At 43.4% G+C, this 13058-nt stretch carries 14 protein-coding genes and 1 riboswitch; of the genes, 2 read left to right on the top strand and 12 right to left on the bottom strand.

The genetic code is table 11. The features are described from left to right. Nucleotides 1–37: 37 nt before the first annotated feature. The 10 genes from IEW93_RS17785 to moaA all read right to left on the bottom strand — a co-directional run bounded on the left by IEW93_RS17785 (nucleotide 38) and on the right by moaA (nucleotide 7622). A complete protein-coding gene (locus IEW93_RS17785) occupies nucleotides 38–1279 on the bottom strand; it encodes a sensor histidine kinase (protein WP_188740636.1) in 1242 nt (413 codons plus the stop codon). A 67-nt stretch (nucleotides 1280–1346) separates the two neighbouring features. Continuing rightward, complete coding sequence (locus IEW93_RS17780) at nucleotides 1347–2030, bottom strand: response regulator transcription factor (RefSeq protein ID WP_188740600.1); 684 nt, start codon at nucleotides 2028–2030, stop codon at nucleotides 1347–1349. A gap of 7 nt (nucleotides 2031–2037) precedes the next feature. Continuing rightward, nucleotides 2038–2559, bottom strand: coding sequence for a hypothetical protein (locus tag IEW93_RS17775; RefSeq protein ID WP_188740599.1), 522 nt, complete (start codon nucleotides 2557–2559; stop codon nucleotides 2038–2040). A gap of 133 nt (nucleotides 2560–2692) precedes the next feature. After that, nucleotides 2693–3805 (bottom strand): ABC transporter ATP-binding protein, encoded by a 1113-nt coding sequence (locus tag IEW93_RS17770; protein WP_188740598.1) that lies wholly within the window; start codon nucleotides 3803–3805, stop codon nucleotides 2693–2695. Then, a complete protein-coding gene (gene modB, locus IEW93_RS17765; protein WP_188740597.1) occupies nucleotides 3786–4466 on the bottom strand; it encodes a molybdate ABC transporter permease subunit in 681 nt (226 codons plus the stop codon). The genes IEW93_RS17770 and modB overlap by 20 nt, the downstream gene beginning before the upstream one ends. Beyond that, nucleotides 4466–5224 carry a molybdate ABC transporter substrate-binding protein gene (gene modA / locus IEW93_RS17760; RefSeq protein ID WP_223419993.1) on the bottom strand — a complete coding sequence of 253 codons (759 nt, stop codon included), beginning with the start codon at nucleotides 5222–5224 and terminating at the stop codon, nucleotides 4466–4468. Before modA ends, modB begins: the two co-directional genes overlap by 1 nt. 106 nt (nucleotides 5225–5330) lie before the next feature. Then, nucleotides 5331–5792 carry a molybdopterin synthase catalytic subunit MoaE gene (gene moaE, locus IEW93_RS17755; protein WP_188740595.1) on the bottom strand — a complete coding sequence of 154 codons (462 nt, stop codon included), beginning with the start codon at nucleotides 5790–5792 and terminating at the stop codon, nucleotides 5331–5333. A 2-nt stretch (nucleotides 5793–5794) separates the two neighbouring features. Then, nucleotides 5795–6043, bottom strand: coding sequence for a molybdopterin synthase sulfur carrier subunit (gene moaD / locus IEW93_RS17750; protein ID WP_188740594.1), 249 nt, complete (start codon nucleotides 6041–6043; stop codon nucleotides 5795–5797). Nucleotides 6044–6091: 48 nt separating this feature from the next. Continuing rightward, on the bottom strand, nucleotides 6092–6529 hold the full coding sequence (moaC, locus tag IEW93_RS17745; RefSeq protein ID WP_373284941.1) for a cyclic pyranopterin monophosphate synthase MoaC: 438 nt from the start codon (nucleotides 6527–6529) through the stop codon (nucleotides 6092–6094). A 112-nt stretch (nucleotides 6530–6641) separates the two neighbouring features. After that, nucleotides 6642–7622 (bottom strand): GTP 3',8-cyclase MoaA, encoded by a 981-nt coding sequence (gene moaA, locus IEW93_RS17740; protein ID WP_188740592.1) that lies wholly within the window; start codon nucleotides 7620–7622, stop codon nucleotides 6642–6644. Beyond that, a riboswitch (molybdenum cofactor riboswitch) is annotated at nucleotides 7610–7742 on the bottom strand. It overlaps the preceding gene by 13 nt. Nucleotides 7743–7975: 233 nt before the next feature. Between moaA and IEW93_RS17735 the strand changes: the two genes are divergently transcribed. After that, nucleotides 7976–9625 carry an electron transfer flavoprotein-ubiquinone oxidoreductase gene (locus IEW93_RS17735; protein ID WP_188740591.1) on the top strand — a complete coding sequence of 550 codons (1650 nt, stop codon included), beginning with the start codon at nucleotides 7976–7978 and terminating at the stop codon, nucleotides 9623–9625. 212 nt (nucleotides 9626–9837) lie between these two features. Next, nucleotides 9838–11757, top strand: a complete 1920-nt coding sequence (locus IEW93_RS17730) for a methyl-accepting chemotaxis protein (protein ID WP_188740590.1) — start codon at nucleotides 9838–9840, stop codon at nucleotides 11755–11757. Between the two features lie 91 nt (nucleotides 11758–11848). Here the strand turns inward: IEW93_RS17730 and IEW93_RS17725 are convergent, their stop codons facing one another. Further along, nucleotides 11849–12208, bottom strand: a complete 360-nt coding sequence (locus IEW93_RS17725) for a DUF4870 domain-containing protein (protein WP_188740589.1) — start codon at nucleotides 12206–12208, stop codon at nucleotides 11849–11851. A 54-nt stretch (nucleotides 12209–12262) separates the two neighbouring features. Further along, complete coding sequence (locus tag IEW93_RS17720; RefSeq protein ID WP_188740588.1) at nucleotides 12263–12898, bottom strand: MOSC domain-containing protein; 636 nt, start codon at nucleotides 12896–12898, stop codon at nucleotides 12263–12265. Between the last annotated feature and the right edge of the window lie 160 nt (nucleotides 12899–13058).

Genomic DNA, 13058 nt, shown 5'->3' with positions numbered 1-13058 from the left:
GGATCCAATTCGATAATACCCGCAGCTAAAAAACGGGTTACTTAAAATGAATATTCACTAACAATCCTGGATGATTGTCATGTAATGAAATCGTCGCCTTATGGCGCGATAAAATGGCTTTAACCATCGACAAACCTAAACCTGTACCCTTGTAATGGCGACTGGGGTCGAGACGAACTAGGCGATCAAAAACACGTTCCTTGTCTTCATCAACAATACCTGGGCCGTTATCGCTAATTTGAATGTGCTTACCCCTTTGCTTAATGCTTATGGCTGCACCGATTGGTGAATACTTAATTGCGTTATCAACCAAATTAAACAACGCCTGAAATAGCAAATATTTGTCGCCATTAATCTGTACGTCATTCTCAAGAGAAATGTGTAACTCTTGTTCGCGTGATTCAGCTATAACCTCTGCCATCTCAAATAGATCCTGGCAAATTTGCTGTAAACTCACAGGTTGTAAGTCTAAGGTTTGCTGGCCTTCTTCAATGCGTGTTAAAGATAACATCGCATCAAATGTTCCTAGGCAATGATCCAGCTCTTCAAGTAATTCTGCACTGGCATCGGCTAACTCTTTGGTAGGTTTGTCGGCAAGTTGCTCAATCCCTATACGTAAATGCGATAGCGGTGTCCGTAAATCATGGGCAATATTATCAGTAACCCCGCGTACAGCACGAAGGTTTTGCTCAAGAGTATCAAGCACTAAATTAAACTGCCTAGCCAACATATCAAACTCATCCTGGCTGTCACTTACAGGCAAACGAGTTTCGTAATGACCAGCTTCAATTTGTTCACTCAAACGGTTGTATTCGACCAGTCGTCTAAGGATAGCTTTCGAGAAAATATACCCTAACGCAAGCGTGAGCCCTAATGTAAAGGCAACCGCCCAAAACGCTGCATTAATAAATTTTTCAATTAAGGTTGCTAGGTGATCGGTTCTCGTGGCAATTAACACAGGGCCATAGCGAGTCATCACTAATCCGCCCGTTAAAATATGCAGTTTATCTGGGCCACCAGTAAAAATGGGGAAATCTTTGGTTTCGGGAAGCTGGGGCATATTTTCTGGCAAAAAGGTCAATGCCCCGACCATGTCGACACTATTTCGCCAAGCAATTAACGCCGTTTTAGGATCGGCGGCGCGGATTTGCGCCGCAAAACTTCTACGATTTACGGTTAATGCTAATTGCTGATATCGCTGCATTTCTGCAGCAAGATGCTTATCAACCTGGTTTTGCTGTTCTATCACTAATTGTCGATAAAGGCTTAAAACCAACATCACAATCAAGATGGTGACTAACGTTGAGAAGATAAGCGTAATGCGCCATGCACTACTTTGATATGGCTTAATGGCCTTTGCAGAGGCGATAACCCGCACCCCTTACTGTTTCAATTAACTCGCCATGCCCTAACTCTTCAAACTTACGACGCAGTTTTGCAATATGCACATCAATGACATTGGTACGCGGGTCGAAGTGATAATCCCACACGGCTTCAAATAATAACGTGCGGCTAATCACTTGATTTGGATGCTCCATTAAATACTTAAGCAGCTGGAACTCTTTTGGCTGTAACATTAATTCACTGTCATCAAGCGTCACTTTTCGTGTGAGCAACTCCATTTTTAGGCCGCCGACTTCAATATCGGTTGCAGCGGGCTCAACAACATTGCGTTGAATTAACTTTTCGGCACGTACTAATAGTTCAGCAAATGCAAAAGGTTTGGTCATGTAGTCATCACCACCAGCACGCAAGCCTTTAACACGTTCATCAACGTGACTCAAAGCAGAAAGAATTAACACTGGGGTTTTGTTACCGCTGGTGCGTAATGCTGACAAAAGAGTCAGGCCGTCTAGCTTAGGTAACATACGATCTAAAATGAGTAAGTCATATTGATTGTGTTTGGCTAACGTTAAGCCTTCTTGACCATCTGTTGCGCTGTCTACCTGGTACTTTTGTGCAGTAAAACCGTTGGCCACATACTTTAACGTGGTGGCATCATCTTCAACCAATAAAATACGCTTAGTCATAGAGTCTTTAATCCCATTTGAGCAGAGGAAGTGGACGCAGAGTTTCAATATCGAAAGCAATGGTGTTTTTGCTGTCTTGATTGAGGAGTTTTAGTTCAAGATAACTAATGGATAAATCGTGGTCCAATTCCGCTTGCGTTAAGTATCCTTGTTGATCTTCAATCGCTAGTGCCACCAGTGCTGAAAATGTCATTTGCTTAGCTTGCAACATTTTGGCTGCATTCACAGGGCCAATGTCATCAGAACTATACACAGATGTCTTTTCGTTTAGCAGCACACCATCTAGTGCCCGGTATTGATATTTACTCATTTTACGCGTTTCTACATCCACCATAGAAATTTTGTAAACCAGTAAACCTTCCTCCACCTCAACATCAAAGTCACATATCGTGCCTTTATCTTGTTGCTCTAACTGCTTCATGACCACAATTGGCTTTAAAAAATCGCCATTGATCAATAAGGTATGCATTGATGGCGTTGCCATCACGGCACAAGGAAGAAAGCATATTGCCAATAGCAACCGAACCATCACGAGCCTCTATTTGATTGAAAACTTTATTACACCACTACTCTACCTAACCGCAGCCAAAGTCCCAAGAAATCTAAGATTAATAATTGATCATAAATGCCATAAAACAGGGCGTTATCGGCAATTATCAGCGCTAGGATGACGCATTTAAAATATGAATTTGTTCGGACTTTAATGCAATTGTTGTTTGCATTCCAACTTGCAGCCCCAGCTTATCGACTAAATGGGTTGGCACATCCGCATTAATCACCGAACCAATACCAATAATTGAGGCTATCACGCGTGATGATTCACCCATTACCAATACAGACTCAATCAACACATCGAGTTTATTTAAACTTTTACACAAACGGCCGCTACTAATGGCATTAAAGCGGATACCTTGATTAGGAATAACCCAACGAATTGCTTGTCCCTGTGAAACATGCGGTGAGCTGTCGCTTACAATTAACTTATCCCCTAGGGTAAACCAGGTCATATTCCGCGTAGCGTCTTGCTCAACCACCTGCCCATCAAAAATATTACGTAAGCCCATTTGTCTGGCTACGGCTTCATCATTGGGATGGGATAATACTTCAAAAGGTTTGCCCTGCTGTAACATTTTGCCTTGGCTTATCAGCATCATTTTATCGGCTAGCAATAACGCTTCATGAATGTCATGAGTGACCATAATCACAGGGATAGACAATTGCAGCTTAAGCCTTGCTAACTCAATATATAAGCGCTCACGGGTTTCTCGATCAACAGCGGAAAAAGGCTCATCAAGTAACAAAATTGAGGGCTCGCGTGCTAATGCCCTTGCTAAAGCAACTCGCTGGCGCTGTCCACCGGAAAGCTGTGTTGGTAACCTATCTGGCAGCCCGTGCAGATTAACCCGCTCTAACCAGTCTAATGCTCGCTGCTTTCGTATTGCTTTGGGCACATGATCAAGTCCAGCTATCACGTTTTCTAATGCCGACAAATGTGGAAATAAACCAAAATGTTGCGGCATGTAGCCAATGTGACGCTGTTGAGGCGTTAACGAAAGTGATGAGTTCGCATCAAACCACATTGCATCACCACATTTTATGTGTCCATGCTTAGGCGTGGCTAATCCGGCAATCATTCTTAGCAAGGTGGTCTTACCGCCACCCGATGGCCCAACAACCGCTAACACCTCACCTGCTTTGCAGGTAAAGTTAGCGACTAATGGTATCGGCGATGCTTGATTGATATGGCAAGTTAAATCAGCGCTGCGTGGCGCCATTATGGCCTCCTAAGCGCCGAGACATACTGGTAGTCAATGCCAAAGCACTCACAGCAAAAAGTAATAAAACCAACGACATCATCCCTGCTGAATCGAAATCGAACGCTTGCACGCTATCATATATCGCTATTGAAATGGTTTTTGTTTCACCGGCTATGTTGCCACCGAGCATCAACACAACACCAAATTCACCTAATACATGAGAAAAACACAACACTAAAGCAGTTAGCACCCCCGGCCAAACCATGGGCAATTCTATTTTCATAAAAATCCGCAAACGGCTCATACCGCAACAGGCTGCTGCATCTCGAATATCAATTGGAATGGTTTCATAAGCGCGCTGTATCGGCTGCACAGCAAATGGGATATTAACTAGAATTGACGCAATAACAAGACCCGAAAAATGAAAGACCAATTGTTGGCCAAACATCTGCTCTACATACTGGCCTATTATGCTTTGATTACCTAAACCCACCAGCAAATAGTAACCTATAACTGTCGGAGGTAGCACCAAGGGCACAAGTATTAAGGCTTCGACCCAGGACTTACCACGAAACTGAAAATAGGCCAAACCACGGCCAACCAATATGGCTAAGGGGATCAAAAAGACAACAGTAAAACAGCTCAACTTGACCGACAACCATAATGCTTGCCAATCCATTAGTCATGAGCCTCTAAAGTGTTAGGCAAGTTAAAACCAAATTCACTTAAAATGGCTTGCGCTTGTTGGCTTTGCAGATATTGATAAAAACGAGATGTGGTTTCAGAGGCATCAGGCATTAACGCCATACGCTGATTAAGGGGTTGATATAACTCATCAGGGATCACCACATAATGTGCCATTTTGCTAAATTGCGGTGCTAATACTAACGACAAAGGTACAATCCCCCCCTGAGTTGAGCCACTAATGGTAAATTGAGCCGCCTGAGAGGCATTTTCCCCAAATATGAGCTTGGGCTGAATCGCATCCCATAAACCTTTAGCTGTTAGTACTTCACGGGCACGTTCACCATATGGTGCATGCTCTGGGTTAGCAATAGCAAATCGCATTAGTTTACCGTCGGTAATCAATTGCTTTAAACCAGCAAGGTTTTCATCAAGTACTAACTCTGATTGCTTAGGTGCTGCAAGCGCCAAACGACCGATAGCGTAAACCACACCAGCGTCTTGGGTATAACCCGCCTTATGGAGTTGTTCAATATAAAATTCATCTGCACTTAGCAGCATTTCAAATGGCGCGCCGTGCTTAATCTGCGACACAAAATTGCCAGACGATCCATAACTAATACGAACACTTAATCCAGTTTGTTCTTCAAAATTATCGGCAATCTTATCTAATGCAAACTTAATATTGGCCGCGGCGGCTATGGCTGGCGCTTGCGCTGCGTGAGCAACCGAAAACAGGCAAACACAAACCATAATTAATGCGGTAATACCGCGTTGCCGTATCAGTAACTTCAAAAAAGACATTTATAGCAGACCCTATTTAATGAGCGTTATACCTGTTCATACAATCATCACCAGATTATTTTTGCCACATTTTAGCGGCTTGCTCATCGCTATCACGAGCCTCAACCCATTTACTACCAGCCTCATTGGCTTCTAATTTCCAAAATGGTGCTTTGGTTTTTAAATAATCAATTAAAAACTCACACGCAGCAAAAGCGGCTTTACGGTGTGCACTGGTCACGCCAATAAACACGATTTGTTCACCCAAGGCCATAGTGCCAACACGATGAATAATCGTCACCTTGTTTAGTGGCCAGCGCTCACGTGCTTGTTGGCAAATTTGCACCAACACAGACTCGGTCATGCCAGGGTAATGCTCAAGTGTTAAGTCAGTTACTGCACTGCCATCGTTAAAATCACGCACTTTACCAATAAAATTAACCACCGCACCGTCTTGGTTATCATTGGCCAATAAAGCGTATTCGTCAGCAACGTTAAAATCATGAGTTTGTACACGAACCTTTGTTGCTGTGTTCATGCTTAACCTCCTGTGACTGGAGGGAAGAAAGCCACTTCATCACCCGCTTTAACGGGAGTATCCCACTGACTAATGGTCTGATTAACAGCAACTAATAACTTATCTGATGTCAGCACTTTGGCCCATTTGTCATCGGTTGCCGCCAGTGCAGCACGTAACTCTTCTGCGGTATGAATATTGGCGCTACTGTGCTCCACTTTCGCGGTGCCGAGCAACTCACGGACCTGCGCAAAAAATAATACTTGGATCATAGTGGTCTCTCAATGCGTTTAATTAATAACAATAAATCCGTATACGGTTTACAGCTGGGCGCTAAAATGGCCTGATTTTCCGCCGCGTTTTTCAAGTAATCTCACCTGCGAAATAATCATGTCTTTTTGCACGGCTTTACACATATCGTAAATGGTTAACGCCGCCACTGATGCAGCAGTTAGCGCTTCCATCTCGACACCGGTTTTACCTGACAATTTGCACAGGCTCGTAATGCGAACGCGGTTATGTTCAGGTTGTGCTTCAAGTTCAACTTCCACTTTGGTGAGCATTAATGGATGGCATAACGGAATAAGATCTGAGGTTTTTTTGGCCGCTTGAATACCAGCGATGCGGGCCGTAGCAAACACATCACCTTTATGATGGCTACCACTGATGATCATAGCCAATGTATCTGGGGCCATTTCAATAAAGGCTTCAGCTCTGGCTTCGCGTTCAGTGACTGCTTTTTCAGTAACATCGACCATGTGGGCGTTACCGTCGGCATTAATGTGGGTAAAACGATGACTCATGATATGAATACCTTATCAAATAAAATTTGTAGGTTAGCAGTGCTAATTGCTCGAAGAAAGGTAACGACTAACCACCAATAGAGGCTAAGTGCTTAGTAACGCCTGTGATACCCTGATGTAGAAAATGAGTTTCTTTCTTTTGTGCTAATTGCCCATGTAAGCGAGTAATCAATTCATCTCGCTGTGAGGCATCTTGCAGCAAGTCGCGTAAATCAACACCACTTTCAGTAAATAAGCACAAATGCAGCTTACCTTTAGCAGACACTCTTAAACGATTACAACTGGCACAAAAGTTTTTGGCGTACGGCATTATCAAGCCAATGCGGCCTTGATAATCACTATGACTGAAGTTTTGAGCTGGGCCGTCATCTGCACTAGGCAAGTCGTATAACCACCCCTCTTGCTCTAGTTGCTGCTTAATGTCGACACCCGCCAAATGATGAGCGTTAAAATACTCGCGACCTAAACCCGTTTCCATCAATTCAATAAAACGCAGGTCAATAGGAGTGTGTTTTATCCAATGTAAAAAACGCGGTAAGTCTTTATCGTTTAACCCCTTGAGCAAGACGGCGTTAACTTTAATCCGCTCAAACCCAGCCTCGAGCGCAGCGTCGATACCTCGCATCACTTGGTCGAACTTATTTTCACCTGTAATTTGATAGAACATTCTAGGATCTAAACTGTCTACCGACACATTAATCCGACGCAATCCCGCGTCGTACCATTCTTTAGCATGTTGCTGTAAACGGTAACCATTGGTCGTCATTGCCACGGTATTTACGTTACTGGTATTAGCAACAATGCGCACAATATCGGTAAAATCTTTGCGAAGTGTGGGTTCGCCGCCCGTGATACGAATTTTTTGCGTACCTACCGCTGCAAAACCTGCAACAAGATTTTCAATCTCGCTGAGCGTTAAAAAAGTAGGCTTGCCATCTGGGCGATAGCCATCGGGCAGGCAATAGCTGCATTTGAAGTTACAAACGTCAGTAACTGACATCCGTAAATAATGAAAACGTCGACCATAATTGTCTTGTAACTGGGACATGTTAACCTTTCCAAGTGCGGGAGGTAAGTGCATTTCTTTACTCACCCCGGTGGCAAAATTACCACGGCTAAGTGTCCATATCTTTGACGTAGGACAAAAAGCTCGGAGAACCGTCAGTCCTATGATTATAGGCCTATTTATTGGTGAACAAATACCCCTTTAGGCGAATATCACACCCAAAAGGGCTAACTCGTTTATTATTTGTGACTCGACTCACGCAGATAAGATTGTGTTTGCTACTGTGACAAAAGCAAAAATTGCGGTAAGGTGAGTAAAAGGATAAACGATCGTTTAATTATCGTTATTAGAAAAACTAAAACCCGCGATGAACGGGATACTTGAAAGGTGAGAACATGGAACGCGAGTCAATGGAGTTCGACGTCGTAATTGTCGGTGCTGGCCCAGCAGGTTTAGCTACCGCTTGTCGTTTAATGCAAATATCAAAAGATGCTGACAAAGAAATTACCGTCTGTGTGGTTGAAAAAGGCTCAGAAGTGGGCGCCCATATTTTATCTGGCGCGGTTTTCCAGCCTGATGTGCTAGACGAATTGTTCAACGATTGGCGAGACTCAGACATACCGCTGAACACCAAAGTTAGCCACGACGAAATATACCTGCTTAACTCTGCCACTCAATCTCGTTTAATGCCAAACAGTTTAGTGCCAAAAACCATGCATAATGATGGAAACTACATTATTAGTGTAGGCAACCTTGCCCGTTGGTTAGCAAACCGTGCCGAAGCCATGGGCGTTGAGATTTTCCCAGGGTTTGCCGCCAGTGAATTACTGTTTAATGAAGACAACAGTGTTAAAGGTATCCTTATTGGTGATATGGGTGTGGGTGAAGATGGCCAACCCAAAGACAGTTACATGCCAGGTATGGAGCTACACGCCAAATATACTGTTTTTTCAGAAGGTTGCCGTGGTCACCTTGGCAAGCAATTAATCCAAAAATACCATTTAGACAATGGCAAAACCCCTCAGCATTATGGCCTAGGTTTTAAAGAAATTTGGAAAATCCCCGCAGAGCAACACCAGCAGGGTAAAGTAGTACATACAGGCGGCTGGCCATTAGTTGACGGTGCATCTGGCGGCGGTTTCTTGTATCACATGGAAGACAACCAAGTCGCAGTTGGGCTGATTATTGATTTAAATTACAAAAATCCCCACTTAAGCCCATTTGATGAATTCCAGCGTTACAAAACGCATCCAGTGATTGCCAAAGCCTTAACTGGCGGAGAGCGCTTAACTTACGGGGCAAGAGCCATTGCTAAAGGCGGATTAAACTCCTTGCCTAAAATGAGCTTCCCAGGAGGGCTTATTATTGGATGTAATGCTGGCACCCTCAACTTTGCCAAAATTAAGGGAACTCATACCGCAATTAAAAGCGGCATTATTGCAGCCACAACACTAGGCGAAGGGTTAATAGCGGGCTTAGAAGGCGGTAAAGATCTAGATTGTTTCCAACAACGCTTTGAAGAGAGCTGGCTGTACGACGAGTTATATCAATCGCGCAACTTTGGCCCAGCCTTACATAAATTTGGCACCATTGTTGGCGGTGCATTTAACTTTATCGATCAAAACTGGTTTGGCGGTAAGTTCCCTGTCACATTCCGCGACACAACCCCAGACTATGCATCAATGGGACTTGCAAGCGAATACAATAAAATTGACTATCCAAAACCAGATGGAAAACTCAGTTTTGACAAATTATCGTCAGTGTATTTGTCGAACACTTATCACGAAGAAGGTCAACGCTGTCATTTACACTTAAAAGACCAAAGCATTCCTATTTCGGTTAACTTAGTCAAATTTGACGAACCTGCACAACGTTATTGCCCTGCCGGCGTTTACGAAGTTGTAGAAGATGCCGGTGAGAAAAAGTTTGTCATTAATGGCCAAAACTGTATTCACTGTAAAACCTGCGATATTAAAGACCCAAGCCAGAACATTACCTGGGTAACGCCTGAAGGCGGCGGTGGTCCTAACTATCCAAATATGTAATTGAACCAATAGTTAATATCTTGACTATAGTCAAAAAAACGCACTTAAAAATAGGTGCGTTTTTTTTATATTATCGACTATCATTAGCCCCATAACATCACAAAGACCTACACCATCAACCGTTTTGTATATTAATGATCATACAAAATAACCTTCAATTTATTGCCATTGTGTCCGATATAACAAAGAGATACTTTTAGAGGCCGTTGTAGATGAATACATTTAACACCCTTACCATTAAGCAAAAAATCTTGCTCACGGTAGCTTTTGCTGTGCTGTTATCAACCATGTTAGTCGGGTTACTAAGTCAGCACAGTGCCAAACAAGTTGTTGAGCAACGTATGCTTGACTCCGAAATGCCAAGTTTAGTCATGCAAATTCGCAATGAAATAGACCTACAAATTAGCAGCCTGATCAATGCATCTGAACAACTTGGACATAGCCGAATGTTAGGCGCATGGCTTGAAGAAGGCCGCCCTGCCAGCCAAGAAAATCTCGTCGTGGCTCAACTAAAAGACATGCAAAATCAATTCGATTTAGTGCAAGCGTCTTATGCCGACCGAGACACAGGTGCTTACTACACCCAGGATGGATTTTTACGTATTTTAAATCAGCAACAAGACGCATGGTTTTTTGATTATCGCGCCAGCAAACAAGAGCGTATGTTAAGTGTTTACACTGAGGCTACTGGCGAAGTTAAACTGTTTGTCAGCTATCAGCAGCCTAATGGTCGCGGCATGGTTAGCCTGGCTAAATCGTTAGATGACATGGTGAATTTATTGTCTTCATTTAAAATTGAAGACTCAGGATTTGTCTATCTTATCGATGCCAGTGGTAACGTTAAGCTGCATCCTGACACCAGCAAAGTAGGCAAAGCTGCATTAGCTAACTTGTACCCTAATGCCAACACCAATGGCTTGCTAAATAAAAACGATTTTAATCTCGTAAAAGCCAACATTAACGGCCAAGACATGTTAATTGCGTCGAGCTACATAAAATCAATGGACTGGTATTTAGTGGCACAAGTACCCGAGGCAGAAGTGTTTGCCTTGCTTGAAGAATCGGCCTATCAAATCTTGATATGGACCATGCTCATTGCCGTAGTATTTATCGTCATATCTATTTCTGTTGCAGGCTCTGTGAGTCGACCGATTGCGCAAGTTGCTGAAATGTTTCGTAACATCGGCGAAGGTGAAGGTGATTTACGCCAACGTTTACCCGTAAATGGCGAAGATGAAATCGCGCAGTTAGCTCGAGGGTTCAATAGCTTTATCAGCAAAATTCAAGAAACCGTTGTTGAAGTTGCAGAAACCAGCCAGCAACTTGGTTTGTCGGCAATTGATGTATCAAATCAAGCACATCAAACTCTAGACGACAGCCATCTGCAAAAAGACCGTACCATGATGGTTGTGGCCGCCATTAATGAAATGGGTGCAACGGTAAATGAAATTGCCGCCAATGCCGCACAAGCCGCAGTAACGGCTCGTGACGCTGACACTGAATCTGTCGATGGCCAAAAAGTGGTGACCCGTGCACGTACAACCATCAACCAACTGTCTAAGGATGTGGCTCAAGTAGGCGAAGTGATTGAATCTCTAGCCACTCACACTAAATCCATTGGTAGCATTTTAGATGTTATCAGGGCGATTTCAGAACAAACCAATTTACTGGCTTTAAATGCAGCAATTGAAGCGGCTCGCGCAGGAGAAGCCGGCCGAGGCTTTGCGGTTGTAGCAGATGAAGTGCGAAACCTAGCATCACGCACAGCAGCATCGACCAACGAAGTACAAACCATGATCGATAAACTGCAATCAGAAGCCAGCCGCGCGGTGAGCGCCATGACACAATCGAGTAGTCGCTCAAAAGAAGGGGTTGCCGCGGTAGACGAAGCAAGCCAATCATTAAGCGGCATTAGCGAACGTATTGCCCTTATCAGTGACATGAATATTCAAGTGGCGGCTGCAACCGAAGAACAATCAACGGTAGTAGAAGACATCAACCGCAACGTAACCGAAATTAACGACATTACTCAACGTACATCTGACACTGCTCAAGCGGCTGCTCAAGCAAGTAAAGCACTAAACCAACTTGCGAGTCGACTCGATGTGTTGGTGGCTCGCTTTAAGGTGTGATCCTGAGTGCTTGCAACCTGCAAACACTCTACAGCTCGTAAATATAATAATGCCACTCATTGAGTGGCATTATTTTTATCACCTTAAGGTATTATTTCAAAAACTTAATCGACAGTGGATATTGATAGGCAATGCCGTCGCTGGCTTTGACTATCGCGATAATAGTACAAATAATATCTAATAATGCCAGTGCAACTAACAGTAATACGCCAACGCCCACCAAAATCAAAACCGCCGAAACTATCGCATAAATCATTAAACTCAATTTGAAGTTAAGGCAATTTTTACCGCACTGATTAGCAAACTCAAACTCGTCACGTTTCATCAACCACACAATTAGCGGACCTAATACGCTTCCAAACGGAAACACATAACCCGCAAAACTGGCGGCATGGATCAATAAGCCCATGTCTTTTGCTTGTTTATTGATTTCACCTGTCAATTCAGACATTCGATGTTCCTTATCATGCTGTTATTTTATATTCGTTATTGTCTAACCGTATTTTTAACTGGCTTTACCATACAAACGCATTGCCCAGTCTTCGATACTTTGCTGTGCCAGGCGGCGTTGCAGTGACTCTACCCAACTTTGCGCTAAGCCTTCACAAGCCAATAAAACTTGATACTGCTCGGCATTAAACTCGGGTAAAAAATAAATCTGCATTGCTTGAGCCACACTAATATCTGTTTTTCGCTCAATTAAATAGATACTGTCACTTGGCTTAATATCGCCTTCAGATAACACGCGGTAAAACCAACCACACATGCGGCTTTCCTGCATAGCCAGCGCAAATTTAGGATGCTCAAATTGTACATTAAGCTTAAAACAAGGCGAGCGAGGTTGGGTCACTTGCAAAGTAACATCACCAATTTGAACAATATCACCAATATTAACCTGGGCTTCGTTTAAGCCAACCGTACTGATATTTTCCCCCATCGACGGTGCATCACGAAAGCTAGACATTAAATCCCAGCGGCGATACTGACCATAATGCTCCCGAGGAAAATGATGTAATACGCGGTCTAAACCACCGTGATGTTTTGAGTCGGCTTCGCTGTTACCAACGACTCGGTCAAATAATACGGTTAATTGAGTGGCGGCATGCTTTTGGTTAATACCACTAGCTACGCCATGGTGCATCTGTACTTGGTCACCTAAATACAACCCAGATATGTGAGCTTACGGCAGCATGGCGTGACATAAGTAATAAAGCAAAAAATCTGGTTTCTTAAATTTCAGGCACGGCAATACTTAGGCCACTGGCCCAAGCATTGCTTGATTATGAGCGGTTTATTATTGG

Origin of the sequence: Shewanella inventionis (assembly GCF_014641855.1) — a bacterium.
In the GTDB taxonomy this organism is placed as follows: domain Bacteria; phylum Pseudomonadota; class Gammaproteobacteria; order Enterobacterales; family Shewanellaceae; genus Shewanella; species Shewanella inventionis.
Note: the sequence above shows the minus strand (reverse complement) of the source record. Positions and strands in the feature narration are given on the sequence as shown.